This is a genomic window from Streptomyces sp. NPDC012474 (assembly GCF_042955185.1).
Classification (GTDB): Bacteria; Actinomycetota; Actinomycetes; order Streptomycetales; family Streptomycetaceae; genus Streptomyces; species Streptomyces cahuitamycinicus.
The window spans coordinates 404,458-421,729 of record NZ_JBIBEP010000003.1; the positions used below are offsets into that span (position 1 = coordinate 404,458).

At 73.4% G+C, this 17,272-nt stretch carries 14 protein-coding genes; 6 read left to right on the forward strand and 8 right to left on the reverse strand.

Annotated elements, in window-relative coordinates:
- The first annotated feature begins 21 nt into the window (after nucleotides 1-21).
- From ACFY9S_RS10030 to ACFY9S_RS10045, 4 genes are read left to right on the forward strand one after another with little or no spacing between them, the layout of a single operon-like run.
- Entirely contained in the window at nucleotides 22-1,554 is a 1,533-nt protein-coding gene (locus ACFY9S_RS10030) for a GMC oxidoreductase (RefSeq protein ID WP_391125134.1), read from the forward strand.
- Nucleotides 1,555-1,592: 38 nt separating this feature from the next.
- Entirely contained in the window at nucleotides 1,593-2,666 is a 1,074-nt protein-coding gene (locus ACFY9S_RS10035; protein ID WP_391125509.1) for a betaine/proline/choline family ABC transporter ATP-binding protein, read from the forward strand.
- The gene (locus tag ACFY9S_RS10040) at nucleotides 2,666-4,615 is read left to right on the forward strand and encodes an ABC transporter permease subunit (protein WP_391125137.1); all 1,950 of its coding nucleotides are present in this window, start codon (nucleotides 2,666-2,668) and stop codon (nucleotides 4,613-4,615) included. Before ACFY9S_RS10035 ends, ACFY9S_RS10040 begins: the two co-directional genes overlap by 1 nt.
- Nucleotide 4,616: 1 nt before the next feature.
- Nucleotides 4,617-5,573: a glycine betaine ABC transporter substrate-binding protein gene (locus ACFY9S_RS10045; RefSeq protein ID WP_391125140.1), complete on the forward strand. Its 957-nt coding sequence runs from the start codon at nucleotides 4,617-4,619 to the stop codon at nucleotides 5,571-5,573.
- Nucleotides 5,574-5,579: 6 nt separating this feature from the next.
- On the opposite strand, the gene ACFY9S_RS10050 is transcribed toward ACFY9S_RS10045, so the two are convergent.
- From ACFY9S_RS10050 to ACFY9S_RS10060, 3 genes are read right to left on the reverse strand one after another with little or no spacing between them, the layout of a single operon-like run.
- Nucleotides 5,580-6,296 (reverse strand): isocitrate lyase/phosphoenolpyruvate mutase family protein, encoded by a 717-nt coding sequence (locus tag ACFY9S_RS10050; RefSeq protein ID WP_391125143.1) that lies wholly within the window; start codon nucleotides 6,294-6,296, stop codon nucleotides 5,580-5,582.
- Nucleotides 6,293-6,769, reverse strand: a complete 477-nt coding sequence (locus tag ACFY9S_RS10055) for a carboxymuconolactone decarboxylase family protein (RefSeq protein WP_391125146.1) — start codon at nucleotides 6,767-6,769, stop codon at nucleotides 6,293-6,295. Before ACFY9S_RS10055 ends, ACFY9S_RS10050 begins: the two co-directional genes overlap by 4 nt.
- Nucleotides 6,766-7,275, reverse strand: coding sequence for a carboxymuconolactone decarboxylase family protein (locus tag ACFY9S_RS10060; RefSeq protein WP_391125149.1), 510 nt, complete (start codon nucleotides 7,273-7,275; stop codon nucleotides 6,766-6,768). The genes ACFY9S_RS10055 and ACFY9S_RS10060 overlap by 4 nt, the downstream gene beginning before the upstream one ends.
- Before the next feature lie 47 nt (nucleotides 7,276-7,322).
- Here ACFY9S_RS10060 and ACFY9S_RS10065 point away from each other — a divergent pair, with 47 nt between their 5' ends.
- Together ACFY9S_RS10065 and ACFY9S_RS10070 are read left to right on the forward strand one after the other, a co-directional pair.
- On the forward strand, nucleotides 7,323-8,717 hold the full coding sequence (locus ACFY9S_RS10065) for an aminotransferase class I/II-fold pyridoxal phosphate-dependent enzyme (protein WP_391125152.1): 1,395 nt from the start codon (nucleotides 7,323-7,325) through the stop codon (nucleotides 8,715-8,717).
- A gap of 49 nt (nucleotides 8,718-8,766) precedes the next feature.
- Nucleotides 8,767-9,234: a carboxymuconolactone decarboxylase family protein gene (locus ACFY9S_RS10070; protein ID WP_391125155.1), complete on the forward strand. Its 468-nt coding sequence runs from the start codon at nucleotides 8,767-8,769 to the stop codon at nucleotides 9,232-9,234.
- A 72-nt stretch (nucleotides 9,235-9,306) separates the two neighbouring features.
- On the opposite strand, the gene ACFY9S_RS10075 is transcribed toward ACFY9S_RS10070, so the two are convergent.
- The 5 genes from ACFY9S_RS10075 to pabB are packed head-to-tail and all read right to left on the reverse strand — an operon-like array spanning nucleotide 9,307 to nucleotide 17,266.
- Nucleotides 9,307-10,164 (reverse strand): aminotransferase class IV, encoded by an 858-nt coding sequence (locus tag ACFY9S_RS10075; protein ID WP_391125512.1) that lies wholly within the window; start codon nucleotides 10,162-10,164, stop codon nucleotides 9,307-9,309.
- A gap of 13 nt (nucleotides 10,165-10,177) precedes the next feature.
- Nucleotides 10,178-11,353, reverse strand: a complete 1,176-nt coding sequence (locus tag ACFY9S_RS10080) for an FAD-dependent oxidoreductase (RefSeq protein WP_391125158.1) — start codon at nucleotides 11,351-11,353, stop codon at nucleotides 10,178-10,180.
- A complete protein-coding gene (locus ACFY9S_RS10085) occupies nucleotides 11,350-12,909 on the reverse strand; it encodes an AMP-binding protein (RefSeq protein WP_391125161.1) in 1,560 nt (519 codons plus the stop codon). Before ACFY9S_RS10085 ends, ACFY9S_RS10080 begins: the two co-directional genes overlap by 4 nt.
- A 23-nt stretch (nucleotides 12,910-12,932) precedes the next feature.
- A complete protein-coding gene (locus ACFY9S_RS10090) occupies nucleotides 12,933-14,456 on the reverse strand; it encodes an AMP-binding protein (protein WP_391125164.1) in 1,524 nt (507 codons plus the stop codon).
- A complete protein-coding gene (gene pabB / locus ACFY9S_RS10095; RefSeq protein WP_391125167.1) occupies nucleotides 14,453-17,266 on the reverse strand; it encodes an aminodeoxychorismate synthase component I in 2,814 nt (937 codons plus the stop codon). The genes ACFY9S_RS10090 and pabB overlap by 4 nt, the downstream gene beginning before the upstream one ends.
- Between the last annotated feature and the right edge of the window lie 6 nt (nucleotides 17,267-17,272).

Genomic DNA, 17,272 nt, shown 5'->3' on the forward strand with positions numbered 1-17,272 from the left:
CCCCACTGGAGCAAGTACCCCATGTCCCACACCAGCCATGAGTACGACTATGTCGTGATAGGCGGCGGAACCGCGGGTTCCGTCATCGCCTCACGCCTGACCGAGAACCCGGACGTCACCGTCGCCGTCATCGAGGGCGGTCCCAGTGACGTCGGCCGTGACGACGTACTGACCCTGCGCCGCTGGATGGGCCTGCTCGGCGGCGAGCTCGACTACGACTACCCCACCACCGAACAGCCACGCGGAAACTCGCACATCCGGCACAGCCGGGCCCGCGTCCTGGGCGGCTGCTCCTCGCACAACACCCTCATCGCCTTCAAGCCGCTGCCCGCCGACTGGGACGAGTGGGAGGACGCCGGTGCCAAGGGCTGGGGCGCGGTGCAGATGGAGGCGTACTTCGCCCGGCTGCTCAACAACATCGTCCCGGTCGACGAGAAGGACCGGAACGCCATCGCCTGCGACTTCGTCGACGCGGCCCAGGAAGCCCTGGGCGTGCCGCGCGTCGAGGGCTTCAACAAGAAGCCCTTCACCGAGGGCGTCGGCTTCTTCGACCTCGCCTACCACCCCGAGAACAACAAGCGCTCCTCGGCGTCGGTCGCGTACCTCCACCCGGTGATGGAGGAGCGGCCCAACCTGACGATCCTGCTGGAGACCTGGGCGTACAGGCTGGAACTCGACGGCAACCGTGCCGAGGGCGTGCACGTACGCACCAAGGACGGCGAGGAGATCCTCGTCAAGGCCCGGGGCGAGGTCCTGCTGTGCGCCGGCGCCGTCGACTCGCCCCGGCTGCTGATGCACTCCGGCATCGGCCCGAAGACGGACCTGGAGAAGCTCGGCATCCCCGTCGCACACGACCTGCCGGGCGTCGGCGAGAACCTGCTCGACCACCCCGAGTCGGTCATCGTGTGGGAGACCGACGGCCCCATCCCGGAGAACTCCGCGATGGACTCGGACGCGGGCCTGTTCGTGCGCCGCGACCCCGAACTGGCGCACCCCGACCTGATGTTCCACTTCTACCAGATCCCGTTCACGGACAATCCTGAGCGACTGGGCTACCGGCGGCCGGAGTTCGGCGTCTCCATGACCCCGAACATCCCCAAGCCGAAGAGCCGCGGCCGGCTGTACCTGACCAGCGCCGACCCCGAGGTCAAGCCCGCCCTGGACTTCCGCTACTTCACCGACGAGGACGACTACGACGGCAAGACCCTCGTCGACGGCATCAGGATCGCCCGCGAGATCGCCAAGACAGAGCCGCTGGCCGGCTGGCTCAAGCGCGAGGTGGCCCCGGGCCCGGACGTCAGCGGTGACGAGGAGCTCGGCGAGTACGCCCGCAAGGTCGCGCACACCGTCTACCACCCGGCCGGCACCTGCAAGATGGGCGCCGCCGACGACCGGCTGGCCGTCGTCGACCCCGAGCTGCGCATCCGCGGCCTGGAGGGCATCCGCATCGCCGACGCCTCCGTGTTCCCCACGATGACCACCGTCAACCCGATGATCGGTGTGCTCATGGTCGGGGAGAAGGCCGCCGAGCTGATCGGTGGTGGTGACCGGTGACCGAGATCCCGACCCTCGAACCCCCCACGGAGCAGACCATGGACAGCAGCACCCCCGTCTTCTCGGTGGAGGGCCTGTGGAAGGTGTTCGGCCCCAAGGCCGAGCGCGTTCCCGCCGACCCCGAGCTCACCGCCCTCGACCCCGCCGAGCTGCGCGCCCGCACCGGCTGCACCGCCGCCGTCCGGGACGTCGGTTTCGACGTGCGCAAGGGCGAGGTCTTCGTCGTCATGGGCCTGTCCGGCTCCGGCAAGTCCACGCTGGTGCGCTGTCTGACCCGGCTGATCGAGCCGACCGCCGGCACCATCGCCATCGACGGCGAGGACGTCCGCGCCATGGACCGCTCCCGGCTGCGCGAACTGCGCCGCCACCGCGCCGCGATGGTCTTCCAGCACTTCGGCCTGCTGCCGCACCGCACGGTCATCGACAACGTCGCCTACGGCCTGGAGATCCAGGGCATGGGCAAGGCCGAGCGGCGCGAGCGGGCCGCCGAGGTCGTCGCCAAGGTCGGCCTCGACGGCATGGAGCACCGCCGCCCCGGCCAGCTCTCCGGCGGCCAGCAGCAGCGCGTGGGCCTCGCCCGCGCGCTCGCCGTCGACCCCGAGGTCCTGCTGTTCGACGAGCCGTTCAGCGCGCTCGACCCGATGATCCGGCGCGACATGCAGGAGGAGGTCGTCCGGCTGCACCGCGAGGAGGGCCGCACGATGGTCTTCATCACCCACGACCTCCAGGAGGCCCTCAAGCTGGGCGACCGCATCGCCCTCATGCGCGGCGGCCGGATCGTGCAACTCGGCACGCCCGAGGAGATCGTCGGCTCGCCCGCCGACGACTACGTCCGCGAGTTCGTCCGGGACGTCCCGCGCGAGCAGGTCCTCACCGTCCGCACGGCCATGCGCCGCCCCTCGGCGGACCAGGACGGCAGCGGACCGGCGGTACGCCCCGACGCGACGGTGTCCGAGGCGATCGAGGCGGTCGCCCGCGCCGGCGCTCCGGCCCGGGTCATGGACGAGGGCCGGTGCGTGGGCGTGGTCGACTCCGACACGCTCCTCGGCGTCGTCGCAGGAACGGAGCAGACCGCTCCACCGGGGACGGTGCGGCCCGAGGAGGCGGTGTGATGGCGACCATCACCGCCTCCCCGCCGCGCGTCGGCCTGCCCGCCCTCCTCAAGCACCGGGCCGTCCACAAGCTGCTCCTGCTCGCCGTCGCCGCCGCGATCCTGGTGCCCCTGGCCAACGCCCGCTGGGCGAGCGGCACCTGGCCGAGCGCGCTGACCGTCGACTTCTCCGAGCCGCTCGCCAAGGCCAGCGACTGGATCATCGACAACCGCGACAGCCACCCGCTGTTCCTCTACTTCTTCGGCCACGTCAGCAACGTCGTCGTCATCGCCGTACGGGCCGTCTACCTCAGCCTCCTGGCCCTCGGCTGGGCGGGCGTCACGGCGCTGGGCGCCCTGGTCGCCTGGCGCGTGGCGGGGGTGAGGCTGGCACTCGGCACGGCCGCCGCGTTCCTCGCCTGCGGACTGCTCGGCATGTGGGTGCCGACCATGCAGACGCTCGCCCTGATGGTCGCCGCGGTCCTCGCGTCGGTCGCGGTGGGCGCGCTGCTCGGGCTCGCCGCCGGGTTGTCCGACCGGATGGACCGCCTGCTGCGGCCGGTCCTGGACACCATGCAGGTGCTGCCCGCCTTCGCCTATCTGCTGCCGGTCGTGCTGGTCTTCGGCATCGGCGTCCCGGCGGCCGTCCTGGCCACCGTCATCTACGCCGCCCCGCCCATGGCACGCCTGACCTCCCTCGGGCTGCGCGGCGCCGACAAGGAGGTGCTGGAGGCCGTCGAGTCGCTCGGCTCCACGGCACGCCAGCGCCTGCTGACCGCCCGCATCCCGCTGGCACGCAAGGAACTCCTCCTCGGCCTCAACCAGACGATCATGATGGCGCTGTCCATGGCCGTCATCGCGGCCGTCATCGGAGCGGGCGGCCTCGGTGACCGCGTCTACCAGGCCCTGGCCTCGGTCGACGTCGGTGCCGCGCTCGCCGCCGGTATCCCGATCGTGCTGCTGGCCGTCGTCCTGGACCGCGTCACCTGTGCGGCGGGGGAGAAGCTCGGCGCCGAACCCGAGCCCCACGGCGGGCGCGGCTGGCTCGTCGCCCTCGCGGGTGTCGTGGCCGTGGCGGTCGCCGGGCGGCTCGCGGGACGCCTCGACTGGCCCGACTCCTGGGTCGTCGCCATCGCCGAGCCCGTCAACCGCGCCGTCGACTGGATGACCGCGCACCTGTACTCGGGCGTCCCCGTCATCGGCGGCACCGCCGACTGGGCGGGCCACTTCACCACCTGGGTCCTCGACCCGATGCGCGACGGCCTGCAGGCGCTGCCCTGGTGGTCGGTGCTGCTGATCGTCGCCGCGCTGGCCTGGGTCATCGGCACCTGGCGCACCGCGCTCACCGCCGTCCTCGCCATGGCCGCGATCGGCGTCCTCGGCGTCTGGAAGCCGTCCCTGGACACGCTCTCCCAGGTCCTCGCGGCCGTCGCCGTCACCCTGGTCGTCGGCTTCGCCGCCGGTGTCGCGGCGGCCCGCAGCGACCGCCTGGAACGGGCGCTGCGCCCGGTCCTCGACGTGTTCCAGACGATGCCGCAGTTCGTGTACCTGATCCCGGTCGTCGCCCTGTTCGGCGTCGGCCGCGCCCCGGCCGTCGCCGCGGCGATCGTCTACGCGCTGCCGGCCGTCGTCCGGATCACCACCCAGGGCCTGCGCCAGGTCGACCCGGCCGCCATGGAGGCCTCCGGTTCGCTCGGCGCGACCAGCTGGCAGCAGCTGAGGCAGGTGCAGCTCCCGCTGGCCCGCCGGGCGCTGCTGCTCGCCGTCAACCAGGGCCTCGTCCTGGTCCTCGCCGTCGTCGTCATCGGCGGCCTGGTCGGCGGTGGCGCCCTCGGCTACGACGTCGTCTTCGGTCTCGCCCAGGGCGACCTGGCGACCGGTCTGGTGGCCGGCGCCGCGATCGTCTGCCTCGGCCTGATGCTCGACCGGGTGACCCAGCCCACCGAACGCCGCGCGAAGAAGGGAGCCTGACATGCGGATCCGTACGACCGCGGCGGTCGCCGCGATGAGTTCCCTGGCGCTGCTCACCGGCTGCGGCGCCGCCGACATGACCAAGCAGGCCTCACCCTTCGCCAACGCGCAGGGTTCCAAGACCGTGACCCTGTCCGTGCAGTCCTGGGTGGGCGCCCAGTCCAACGTGGCCGTCGCCCAGTACATCCTGGAGCACGAGCTGGGCTACCGCGTCGACACCGTCCAGGTCGACGAGGTGCCCGCCTGGGACGCCCTCAGCCAAGGCCGCGTCGACGCGCTCCTGGAGGACTGGGGCCACCCCGAGCAGGAGCAGCGGTACGTCAAGGACAAGAAGACGATCGCGCCCGGCGGCGAACTCGGCGTCACCGGCCACATCGGCTGGTTCGTCCCGACGTACTTCGCCAAGAAGCACCCCGACGTCACGAACTGGAAGAACCTCAACAAGTACGCCGATCAGTTCCGCACCCCGGAGAGCGGCAGCAAGGGCCAGCTGATGGACGGTTCGCCGTCCTACGTCACCAACGACAAGGCCCTGGTGAAGAACCTGAAGCTGGACTACCAGGTGGTGTTCGCCGGCTCCGAGGCGGCGCAGATCACGCAGATGAAGCAGTTCGCCAAGGAGAAGAAGCCCTTCCTCACCTACTGGTACTCCCCGCAGTGGCTCTTCGAGAAGGTCCCGATGACCGAGGTGAAGCTGCCGCCGTACAAGGAGGGCTGCGACGTCGACCCGGAGAAGGTCGCCTGCGCCTACCCGCACACCCCGCTGCAGAAGTACCTGAACGCGGACTTCGCCGAGAAGGGCGGCAAGGCGGCGGCCTTCCTGAAGAAGTTCAAGTGGACGACCGAGGACCAGAACGAGGTCTCCCTGATGATCGCCGACAAGAAGATGACGCCCGAGGACGCGGCGAAGAAGTGGGTGGACAGCCACAAGTCCACGTGGAAGAAGTGGCTGTCCTGACGTCCCCTACACCAACAGGCCGGCGATCTCCCGCAGGGCCCGGGCGGCCCGCCGCTGGAGCCCTGGCCCGAAGGTGATCCGGGTGGCCCCTCGCGCGCCGAGTTCGGCGGGCGTGGGGCCACCCTCGGTCGGGGCCCCCACGTTGACCGGCCCCTGGATCCCGGCCCGCAGCAGCGGCAGGATCTCCGGCGGGGCCCCGATCGGGTACACGCAGTCGGCCCCGGCGGCGACGTACAACCCGGCCCGCTCGATGGCCCGCCCGGGATCGTCGACCCCGCAGGCGAAGGTGTCCACGCGCGCGTTGACGAACAGCCGGTCACCGGCCGCCTCCCGCACCTCGGCCAGCCAGTCGGCGTGCGCGTGGGGGTCCTTCAGCACCCGGTCCTCGGAGTCCTCCAGGTTGCAGCCGACCGCCCCCACCTCCAGCAGCCGCTCCACGAGATCCTTCGGCGCGAGCCCGTACCCGCCCTCCACGTCCGCCGACACGGGCACGTCGACGGCCCGGACGATCCGGGCGACCGCCGCGAACATCTCGTCGGCCGGGACCTGCCCGTCCTCGTAGCCGAGCGAGGCGGCGACCCCGGCGCTGGGCGTGGCGAGCGCCGGGAACCCGGCCTCCGCGAACACCCGCGCGCTGGCCGCGTCCCACGGCCCGGGCAGCACCAGCGGATCGCCGGGCGCCCGGTGGTGGTGCAGGGCACGGAACTCAGCGGCCTTGCTCATGGTGTGTAGCCCCCTGGCGGAATCCGGCGACCGACCATCACCCGGTTCCAGTTGTTGATGGCGACGACCAGGCCGATCAGATGGGCGAGCCGGACCTCGTCGAAGTGCTTCGCGGCCCGCTCGTACACCTCGTCCGGCACGAAACCTCCCCCAGAGCCGAAAGCCTGGGAGGCGCCCCCAGTCAGCAAGGTCACGGCCTCCGTCAGCGCCAGCGCGGCCCGCTCCCGCTCGTCGAAGACGTCTTCGGCCTCCTCCCACGCGGCCAGCAGATCGAGCTGCTTCTCGCTCATCCCGTACTCACGGGCGATCGCGAGGTGCATGTCGAGACAGAACGCGCAGTGGTTGAGCTGCGAGGCGCGGATGACGACGAGTTCGGCGAGGGCCGGGTCGCCCAGGCCCTTCTTCGCGGCGGCGCTGAGAGCCGACATGGCCCGGCCGACCGCGGGATCCAGCAGCCGGGTACGGACCGTCACTTGTACTGCCCCGGCTGGTAGTGGCCCGGCGCCATCCGGCAGGTCACCCCGAACCGGTTCCAGGCGTTGATCACCGCGATCGCGGCGATGACCTGCGCCAGCTCCGCCTCCTCGAAGTGCTTCGCGGCGTTGTCGTAGACCTCGTCCGGCACGAAGCCATCGGTCAGCACGGTCACCGCCTCCGTCAGCTCCAGTGCGGCGATCTCCTTCGCGGTGTAGAAATGCCGCGACTCGTCCCAGGCGCTGAGCTGCACGATCCGCTCGACGCTCTCGCCCGCCGCCAGGGCGTCCTTGGTGTGCATGTCGATGCAGAACGCGCAGTGGTTGATCTGGGAGGCGCGGATCTTCACCAGCTCGTACAGCTTGTGGTCGAGGCCCTGCCGGGCGGCGATCTCCAGCCGGACCATCGCCTTGTAGACCTCGGGCGCGTGCTTGGCCCAGTCCAGGCGGGCGGGCCGCTCGGCGGCGTACTCCACGGTCGTCGGGGTGTCGGTGTGCGTCGTCATGCCCTCGACCCTAGGAGGGAAGCAGCCCAGGAGTATGGTCCATTTCCATGGCGGAACCCTGGGCCACTCTGGGCATCGACCTGCATGTGGAGCCGACCGGGCCGGGCCTGCGACGGGGGCTGACCGACGCCCTGCGCGACGCGGTGCGCTCCGGTCGGCTGGCCCCGGGCACCCGGCTGCCCTCATCCCGCGCGCTCGCCGCCGACCTGGGCATCGCCCGCAACACCGTCGCCGACGCCTACGCCGACCTGGTCGCCGAAGGCTGGCTCACCGCCCGGCAGGGCTCCGGCACCCGGGTCGCCGCACGCGAGGTCGTCCCGCCGCCCGGCACGGCGCCCCACCCCCACCCCCGCGCACCCGCCCGCCCGGCCTACGACCTGCGCCCCGGCAGCCCCGACCTCGCGTCCTTCCCACGCGCGGCATGGCTCAAGGCCGCCCGCCGCGCCCTCACCACCGCCCCGCACCACGCCCTCGACTACGGCGACCCGCGGGGCCGCCCCGAGCTGCGGGCCGCGCTCGCCGGATACCTCTCCCGGGCCCGGGGCGTGCGCACCGACCCCGAACGGATCGTGGTGTGCGCCGGGTTCGCGCACGGCCTGAAGCTGCTCGGCACGGTCCTGCGGGCACGCGGAGCACGGACGGTCGCGGTCGAGTCGTACGGTCTCGACGTCCACGGCAGGATCCTGGCCGCCTCCGGCCTGGACACCGCCCCGCTGCCCTTCGACCGGCTGGGCACCGACCCGGGCGCCGCGTCCGGAGCCGACGCGCTGCTGCTCACCCCCGCCCACCAGTTCCCCATGGGCGTGCCCCTGCACCGCGACCGCCGTACGGCCCTCGTGGACTGGGCGCGGCGCACCGGCGGGCTGGTGCTGGAGGACGACTACGACGGTGAGTTCCGCTACGACAGGCAGCCCGTCGGGGCGCTCCAGGGGCTGGACCCCGACCGGGTCGTCCACCTCGGCACCGCGAGCAAGTCCCTCGCGCCCGGGCTGCGGCTGGCCTGGATGGTGCTGCCGCCGCGCCTCGCCGAGGAGGTCGCCGCGGCGAAGGGGGGTGTCGACACCTGCGGGGTGCTGGACCAGCTGACCCTGGCCGAGTTCCTCACCTCCGGCGCCTACGACCGGCACGTGCGCGCGGCCCGCCTGCGCTACCGGCGCCGCCGGGACGCCCTGGTCGCCGCCGTCATGGCCCGGGCCCCTCAGGCCCGCGTCACCGGCATCGCCGCCGGTCTGCACGTCCTGCTGCGCCTGCCCGCGGGCACCGAGCAGTCGGTGGTGCAGGCGGCGCACTGGCGGGGCCTCGCTTTGCACGGACTGGCCCGCTACACCCACCCGGCCGCGCGGGCCGAGCCCGTCGACGCCCTGGTCGTCGGGTACGGCACGCCGCCGGACCACGCCTGGTCGGGGGCACTGGACGCGCTGTGCGCGGTACTGCCCGGATAATCCCGCGCATTCCCCCTCCTGAATGTCGCGCGACGGATATGGTCACCTTATGAGCGAAAGCACTTCCCCCTCTCGTGTGGCCCTGAAGAAAGTCACCCCCGACGTCTCCGCGGCCATGGGCTCCCTGCATGCCGCCGCCGTTTCCGCGGCTCAGGGAGCACAGCTCGAACCGGAACTGCTGGAATTGGTCAGGATCCGCGCCTCACAGATCAACGGCTGCGCGTTCTGCCTCGACATGCACACCGCGGACGCCCGCGAACGGGGCGAGAGCGAGCGGCGCCTCTACACCCTGAACGCCTGGCGGGAGACGCCCTTCTTCACCGAACGGGAGCGCGCTGCCCTGGCGTTGACGGAGGCGGTGACGCTCGTCCACGACAGCCGTGTCCCGGACGCCGTCTACGCCGAGGCGGCCGCGGTCTTCGACGAGAACCAGATCGCGGCCCTCATCTGGGCGGCCACCGTCATCAACGCCTACAACCGGATCGCGGTAGCGACGCGCATGGCCCCGAAAAACTGAAAAAGGCATCCCTGATAGGCACGGAAAAGGCGCCGGGTCGAATTTCGACCCGGCGTCGCTCTTTCCTCCGCATCAGTCGGCCGGCAGCGGCTCCATGACGCTGTCCAGCCAGGTGCGCCATTCCCCCGCCCGTTCCGCCGGCGGCACCCGCATCGGCCGCCCGGCCCAGCCCGTGACGGGCCGGATCCCGTGCAGCGCGTTCACCAGCCACACCTCACGGCCGTCCAGTTCCGCCACGGTCCGCTCGCGGTGCGCGATCCGCAGCCCGGAGCGCAGCGCCCGCTCCTGCACCAGCCCGGCCGTCACACTCGGCAGGACGGGCAGCCGCGGCGGGGGCAGGCACAGGGTGTCGTCCTCCCACCACAGGACACCGGCGGTGGCCGACTCCAGGACCGTGCCCGAGGGGGTGATCAGCACCGCCTCCTCCGCGCCCTCGCCGGTGGCGCGGCGGCGCACCCGGGCCAGGGTGTCCAGGTCCGGGCCCTTGCGGCGGGGTACCGTCCGCGGGTCGGACTGGCCCGCCGCCCACAGGTGCACCCCCGCACCCAGCGGCGGAGCGGGCCGCAGCAGCAGCCGCAGCTCCAGGGATCCCGCCGCGAGTTCCACCCGGGGGAACCACTCCCCGGTTCTCGGCAGCGCGGCGGTCACGTCCTGCCAGAACGCCGTGAGCAGACGCGGCTCCGGCCCGCCGCAGTCACCGCAGGCCCGCGAGAACCGCTCCCGGTGCCTGGCGTAGGCCCGTACCCGGCCCTCGCGCAGCAGCCAGGAGTCCGCGACGAGCAGCCGCCCCCCGGCCGTCCGCTCCGGGGCCGGGGCCAGGCCACGGCCGGGCGTCCAGGTCCACAGGCCTTCCGCCGCCGCCGTGGCCGGGGCCAGGCCACGGCCGGGCGTCCAGGTCCACAGACCCTCCGCCACCGCCGGTCTCGTCACCATGAGCCCCTCCTCAGTACCTGCGGCCCGCGACGGCGGGCGCCCCGTGCCGGGGCCCGTACGGCGCGTGCTCCAGCCAGGATCCACACCACGGCAGCACCGGCGCCAGGGCCGCCGCTGCCCGCTGCCCGACCCGGACCATCCTGCCCGGCCGTAGATGGTCCAGGGCCGTACCCGCGGCGGCCAGGTTGAACAGACCCGCCGCGCGCCGCACCTCGGCGAAGCGCGCGACCGCCTCGGCGCTCCCGGCGGCGATCGCCCCGGCGGCGGCAGCCGCGTCGGCGATCCCGCTGTTCATGCCGCGCGCCCCGAACGGCGGGAAGAGATGCGCCGCCTCACCGGCCAGCAGCACCCGCCCGTGCGGATCGGTGAAGGAGGCGGCCACCTTGCGCAGGAAGCGGTACGTCGACACCCACAGGATCCGGTCGCCGTAGCCGTCCCCGACGATCGCCGGCAGCCAGCGGCGTACGGCCTCCTCGGTGCCGAACTCCTCCGGCCGGTCGTCGTCGCGGCACTGGAGGTCGATCTGGAAGCCCCCGGTGAACGGCACCCGCATCACACTGCGCCCGCCCGCCCCGGGATGCTCGTAGTGGAAGACCCGCTCCAGCGGCAGCTCGCCGCCCGGCACGTCGGCGACGTCCACGACGACGTGGAAGCCCTCACCGCGGGTGCCCGCCAGCTCGATGCCCAGCTCGCGCCGGACCGCGGAGCGGGCCCCGTCGGCGGCGACCACGTGGGAAGCGCTCCACTCCCGCCCGTCCGCGCCCGTCAGCCGGACCCCGCTTTCCGTGCTGCGCACGCCCGTCACGCGGGCGCCCCACTCGAAGCCGGCCCCGGCCCGCTCACAGGCCGCACGCAGAAAGCGCTCGGTGTCCGCCTGGCGCAGGCTGGTGAAGGGCGGCGGGCCCGACGGGGGCGGGAACGTCCGGGCGTAGACCTCGCGCCCCCGGTAGAGAGTGCGCCTGGTGTGCCAGGTCCGCCCGTACGCGGTGATCTCGGCGGCGAGGCCGGGCAGCATCGCGTCCAGCAGGCCGAGGGTCTCCCGGTGCACGAACAGCGCCCGGCTGCCGGGCCGTTCACGGTCCTGCGAGTCGGCCTCCAGCACGGTGACGGGCAGGCCGTGGGCGCGCAGCGCGAGGGCCGCGGACAGGCCCACGGGGCCGGCCCCCACGACCACGACCGGGGTCACGCCCTGACGCCTTCGCCGAGCATCCGGGCGATCTCCACCCGCTTCACCTTCCACGTCGCCGTCATCGGCAGCTCCTCGAACCGCCACTGCCGCGGCTCGGCCATCGCCGGCAGCCCGGCCGTGGCCCGCCGCCAGCGCTCCGGGTCCAGAGGCCGCTCGCCGCGCACGCACACCACCGGCACCGGCTCACGGCCCGCCCCCGGCACGATCACGACCTCGCGCAGCTCCTCCAGCCGGGACATCAGCGTGTCCTCCACCTCCAGGTTGCTGTGCACGGCGTCGATCCGGTCGATCTCCCGATCGATCAGGTACAGCGCGCCGAGACGGCCGCGGTAGCCCAGGTCGCCCATCTCCCACCAGCCGTCGGTGAGCTGACGGTCGTAGCGCTCCGGCATGCCGAGGTAGGTGAGGATGCGGCCACGGGTGCGCGCCTCGATACGGCCCGGTGTGCCGGGCGCGACCCGCCGCCCCTCGGCGTCGGTGACCCGGACCCGGGTGAAGCCGGGTATCCCGAAGCCGACCCGGCGGCCGTCCGCCCGGGCCGCACCGCGCCGGGTCACCACCTGGAACGCCACCGGGCCCGTCTCGCTCTGCCCGTACAGCTGGATCAGCCAGGGCGTACGGCGCCGCGACGCGTCCAGCAGCCGCCGCACGGTGCGCGGATGGATCGCGTCGAACGTCGAGCCGTACGACCGGACCCGCGACAGCGGCGCCCCGGGCAAACCGGCCAGTTCCTCCCACAGCACGAACGTGTTGGGGTGCGTCTCCACGATGCCGGGCCGGTGACGGACCAGCAGCGGGCCGACCGAGGCCGGGTCCGGGTCGGTGATCAGCACCAGCGGGCTGCCGAAGTGCAGCAGCACGCCGAGCAGGTGGTAGAAGCGCGAGTGCACGAACGACATGTGCAGTGCGGCCGTCTCGCCCCGGGTGGGCCAGCCCATCGCCTGCTGTGGCACGAGCCGGTTCCACATGGTCCGCGCGCAGTGCACGGCCAGTTTGGGGACGCCGGTGGTGCCCGAGCTGTGGGTGATCAGGGCGGGTTCGCGAGGGTGGAGCCGGACCGGCGGCGGCGGTTCGGCGCCGGTGTACCGCGCCAGGGGCTCGGCACCGGGCGCGTCGTCCACGGACAGCGTCCGTCGCACGAGCCCGGACAGGGCGACGTCCTCCAGGCCGTCCAGCGTCGGGCCGTCGGTGACCAGCCAGGGCTGCCGCAGCCGTCCGAGGAGCTGCCCGGCCACGGTCGGGGCCAGCGCGGGCGACAGCAGCACGGGCACGGCCCCGATACGGGAGACGGCGCAGGTCAGCAGCATGATGTCGACGTTGTCCGCCTTGTGCACGACGACCTGCTCCGAGGGCCGCACCCCGGCCTCCCACAGCCGTCCGGACAACTCCTCGACCACCTCGGCCAGCACGGTGTAGCTCAGGTCGGTCCCGAGGGAGGGGGCGACGTCGAGCGGCCGGTCGAGGGTGACGAAGACCGCCCCGTGCCGGTCGGCCGCACGCCGGAAGAGCGGCCCCAGGTAGAAGCCGCGGTCCGCGAGCAGGGGCTGTCGCATGGGGTCGTTCCTCTCCGTGGTGTTCACCAGGCGCCCTTCCGGACCAGATGGCGGCGCAGCTTCCCGGTCGGTGTGCGGGGCAGCGAGGGGACGAAGCTGACGCTGCGGGGGACCTTGAACGCGGCCAGGCTCTCGCGCGCCAGGCCGGTCAACTCGTCGGCCAGACCGTCCCGGACGGGCGGGACGGGAACCACGAAGGCCCGCAGCCGGCTCGCGCCGTGCCCGTCGGGAACGGCGGCGACCGCCACCTCCCGCACCGCCGGATGGCCACGCAGCACCGCCTCCACCTCCAGCGGGGAGACGGTGATGCCGCCGACCATCTCCATGTCGTCGGCGCGGCCCAGGTGCCGGTAGGTGCCGTCCGGTTCGCGGCGGGCCCGGTCCCTCGTGGCCAGCCAGCCGCCCACGAGGGTGTGGGCGGTCTCCTCGGGCCGGTTGAGGTAGCCGGGCGTCACCGTCGGCCCGCGCACCCACATCTCGCCCTCGTCGCCGTCCGGCACCGGGTGGCCGTCACGGTCGCGCAGCTCCACCTCGAAGCCGGGGACGGGCGGGCCGACGGTGCCCGGGTGGTTGTGGGCGAAGCCGTTGGCGCAGAACGCGTGACCGGCCTCGGTGGAGCCGATCTGCTCCAGCACCGGCGCGCCGAGCAGCGCGGCCACTTGCGTGGCCAGTCCATCCGGCAGTCCCTCACCGGCCGACACCGCGGCCCGCACCGACGCGAAGCAGCCCTCGTGCCCGTGGCCCCGTTCGGCGACCAGCGCCGCGTACGCGGACGGCACCGAGTACAGCAGCGTCACCCGGTGCCGGACGACCAGCTCGTCGACGGTGGCCGGGCCGGGACGCCGGTCCACCAGGACGGCGGAGGAGCCGGAGAACAGCGGGAAGACGAATGCGTTGCCGAACCCGTAGGCGAAGAACAGCTTCGACACCGACAGGGTGACGTCCTCCGCGGTGATCCGCAGCACCCGCCGCCCGACCAGGTCGTGGTACGTCCGTGGATCGCCGTGCGTGTGCACGACGCCCTTGGGGCGGCCCGTGGTGCCGGAGGTGTACTGCACGTACAGCGGGGTGTGCGCGTCGGCCTGGTGGGCGGCGGCGGGCCCGGCGGTGGAGGCGAGGGCCATCAGCTGGTCGGCGCCCAGCGCGGCCCGGCCGGTGAACCGCTCCTCCAGGCCCGGCCCGGTCACACACAGCACGGCGCCGGTGTCCTCGGCCAGGAACGCGTGGTCGGCCGCGGGGAGTTCCGGGTTGACCGGCACCGCGACGGCACCGAGGCGGGCGGTGGCGAGGAACGCCGTCACCCAGGCCAGGGAGTCCGGCAGCGCGAGCAGCACCCGGTCGCCGGGGCGCACCCCGTGGCCGGCCAGCACGGTGGCCGCGCGGGCGGCGAGGTCGTGCACCTCGCCGTGGGTCCAGGACCGGTGCCCCTGGTGGAAGGCGGTTCTGCCGGTCCATTCGCGCCGCTCGGCGAGTTCCGCCAGGTGGGCCGCGAGATTCCCGGGCGCCTCGGCCTCCACCGGGCTCGACATGACCTGCGCACTGGTCATCGCCTGACCTCCTCCTCCGCCCCGGCCCGCTGCCCCGGCGGACCCTCCTGCCGTATCCGGTCGGCCGTGTGCCGGTGGAGGGCGCGCATCGGGGCCGCGGTCTTCAGCAGCATCTCCTCGTACTCGGCGTCCGGATCGGAGCCGAGCACGATCGCGCCGCCCGCCCCCAGGTGCATCGCGCCGTCCGCGAAGACGGCGGTCCGGATCACGATGCTCAGGTCCGCCCCGCCACCGCAGCCGAAGTAGCCGAGGGCGCCGGAGTAGACGCCACGGGCCTCGGTCTCCAGCGCGTCGATGATCTCCAGCGTGCGCAGCTTCGGCGCGCCGGTCATCGACCCGCCCGGGAAGCAGGCCCGCACGCAGTCCACCGCGTCCGTGCCCTCCCGCAGCTTGCCCCGCACGGTGGACACCAGCTGGTGCACGGTGGCGTAGGTCTCCGTGGCCATCAGCTTGGCAACCTGCACGGTGCCGGTCCGGCAGACCTGCCCCAGGTCGTTGCGCAGCAGGTCCACGATCATCAGGTTCTCGGCCCGGGTCTTGGCGTCCGAGGCGAGCGCGTCCCGCAGCCGGGCGTCCTCCTCCGGCCCGTCGCCCCGGGGCGCGGTGCCCTTGATGGGGCGGGCCTCCACGGTGCCGTCCCGGTCGATCTGCAGGAACCGCTCGGGCGAGGAACCGGCCACCTCCAGCTCCCCGAACCTCAGGAACGCCGCGTACGGGGCCGGGTTGTCGCGGCGCAGCGTCCGGTAGAACTCCAGCGGGTCGGGCGGAGCGGGCAGCCGGGCGGCGTTCGTCAGGCAGACCTCGTAGCTGGTGCCGGACCGCAGCGCCCGCCGGCACGCCTCGATGTCCGCGAGGTACGTCGCCCGGTCGCGCACCAGCCAGGGCTCGGCGGCGCCGGGGTCGGCCGGGGCCGGCGGTCCGGGCAGCGGCGGGCGTTCCGTCGCCACGCAGGAGAGGCCGGCCAGCACGCCCTCGAGCCAGTCGGCGGCCTCCCGCGCGGCCTGCGGGGTGTCCTCCGCCAGGCACACGGCGTAGGTGAAGCCCTCCTCGTGATCCACCGCGATCACCCGGTCGGCGAACAGCCACGCGGCGTCCGGGGTGGGGGAGCGGTGCCGGTTGGCCGACCCGCAGTCGGCCTTCATCTCGTAGCCGAAGTAGCCGACATAGCCGCCGGTGAAGTCGAACGGCAGCCCGGTCGCGTCCACCCGGCGGTTGGTCAGCTGCCGCTTGAGGTAGTCGAAGACACTCGCCCGGATCCGCCGCACCGGCCGGCCCGCGCGCTCGATCTCACACCGCCCGGCACCGACGTCGTACCGCACGAACTCGGCGAGCGGCCCCTGGTCGTCCCCGAGGAACGAGAACCGCGACCGCCCCGGCTCGACCAGCGAACTGTCCAGCCAGAAGCTCCGCGGCGACCCCGCGAACATCCGACTGAAGACCGCTTCGGCGTCAACGGCACCGCTGACCCTCCGGGTGTGCAGCCGATACCCGACCCGATCGGGCCGGCGGGGCCGGGGGATGGCGACGGGGGCCGGTGCGGCCTCGGCGAGCGTCTTCCGCGGCTCCCGGCCGACCGGTAAGGCCGACGCGTCCGCGGGCCCGACACGGGAAGCCGCGCAGTCGGCCGCGGCGACACCGCCGGCTGCCCCCTGCCCGGTGTCCGGCAGGGCCTCGCCGGGTGCCGGGCTCTTGCCGGGCGTCGGCAGGCTCCCGCCGGGCGTCGGGCTCTCGCCGGGCGTTCCCCGCTCTGCGGTAGAGGTGGCCCTGGCGGGTGCTTGAGGATTCGGGCCGGGTGGGGTGGCGTCGGTGGATGTCTCTTGCCGGGAGGCGGGGATGCCCTCGCCGGGTGTCGCCGCGGCCGGGGTGGAGGGGGCAGCCTCGGGTTGTGGGCCTGGGTCCGTAGCGGGGATGCCCTCGCCGGGTGTCGCCGCGGCCGGGGTGGAGGGGGCAGCCTCGGGGCGTGGCCCCGGCCCCGCAGGCGGGGCCGTCCTGCTCGACGGGTTGGTTTCGCCGGCCGCCCTCCCCCCGGCGCCGCCGGGCGGGTTCGCTGCCGCCTGCGTGACCGCGGCGACCTGGAAGACGGCCGCGGCCACCGGACGGCGCAGGCCGCCGAGGCCGAGGAGACCCCCCGAGAGCCGACGGGCTCCCGCGTCGCACTCAGGGACGACGGCCCGCCGCCGGATCTCCTGGTGCGAGGGCACGGCCGTGTTCTTCGCGCGCAGTTTGCCCGCCCGCTCGGCGGTGAGGTTGCGGAAGTTCACGAGCATGCGGTGCCCGTACTCCGTGAGGACCGACTCGGGATGGAACTGCACCCCCCACAGCGGCCGGCTGCGGTGCCGGATCCCCATCAGGACGCCGTCCTCCGCCCAGGCCGTGGCCTCCAGCGTCTCCGGCAACGGCTCACGCACGGCCAGCGAGTGGTAGCGGACGGCGGTGAAGTGCTGCGGCAGACCGTGGAACAGGTCCCGGCCGTCATGCCGGATCGTGGACAGATGCCCGTGCCGCGGCTCAGGAGCGGGCCCCACCAGCCCGGCCTCGCCGAGCGCGATGCCCTGATGCCCCAGACACACACCGAGCACGGGAACCGGGGAGGTCGCGAGCAGCCTGTCCCCGATACCGAAATCACGTGCCTCGCCCGGATGCCCGGGCCCGGGGGACACCACGAGGTTGTCGAACGCCCGGAGATCGGGAAGACCGTCGACGGGAGCGTCGTTCCGGATGACAACCGGCTCCTCGCCATTGACCTCGGCGATCAGCTGGAACAGGTTGTACGTGTACGAGTCGTAATTGTCGATGAGCAGGGTCTTCACCCGCCC

What these genes read in the sequence shown, in the direction of transcription:
- ACFY9S_RS10030 (WP_391125134.1), top strand. Translation starts at nt 22, where the DNA reads ATGTCCCACACCAGCCATGAGTACGACTATGTCGTGATAGGCGGCGGA.
- ACFY9S_RS10035 (WP_391125509.1), top strand. Translation starts at nt 1,593, where the DNA reads ATGGACAGCAGCACCCCCGTCTTCTCGGTGGAGGGCCTGTGGAAGGTG.
- ACFY9S_RS10040 (WP_391125137.1), top strand. Translation starts at nt 2,666, where the DNA reads ATGGCGACCATCACCGCCTCCCCGCCGCGCGTCGGCCTGCCCGCCCTC.
- ACFY9S_RS10045 (WP_391125140.1), top strand. Translation starts at nt 4,617, where the DNA reads ATGCGGATCCGTACGACCGCGGCGGTCGCCGCGATGAGTTCCCTGGCG.
- ACFY9S_RS10050 (WP_391125143.1), bottom strand. Translation starts at nt 6,296, where the DNA reads ATGAGCAAGGCCGCTGAGTTCCGTGCCCTGCACCACCACCGGGCGCCC.
- ACFY9S_RS10060 (WP_391125149.1), bottom strand. Translation starts at nt 7,275, where the DNA reads ATGACGACGCACACCGACACCCCGACGACCGTGGAGTACGCCGCCGAG.
- ACFY9S_RS10065 (WP_391125152.1), top strand. Translation starts at nt 7,323, where the DNA reads ATGGCGGAACCCTGGGCCACTCTGGGCATCGACCTGCATGTGGAGCCG.
- ACFY9S_RS10070 (WP_391125155.1), top strand. Translation starts at nt 8,767, where the DNA reads ATGAGCGAAAGCACTTCCCCCTCTCGTGTGGCCCTGAAGAAAGTCACC.
- ACFY9S_RS10085 (WP_391125161.1), bottom strand. Translation starts at nt 12,909, where the DNA reads ATGCGACAGCCCCTGCTCGCGGACCGCGGCTTCTACCTGGGGCCGCTC.
- ACFY9S_RS10090 (WP_391125164.1), bottom strand. Translation starts at nt 14,456, where the DNA reads ATGACCAGTGCGCAGGTCATGTCGAGCCCGGTGGAGGCCGAGGCGCCC.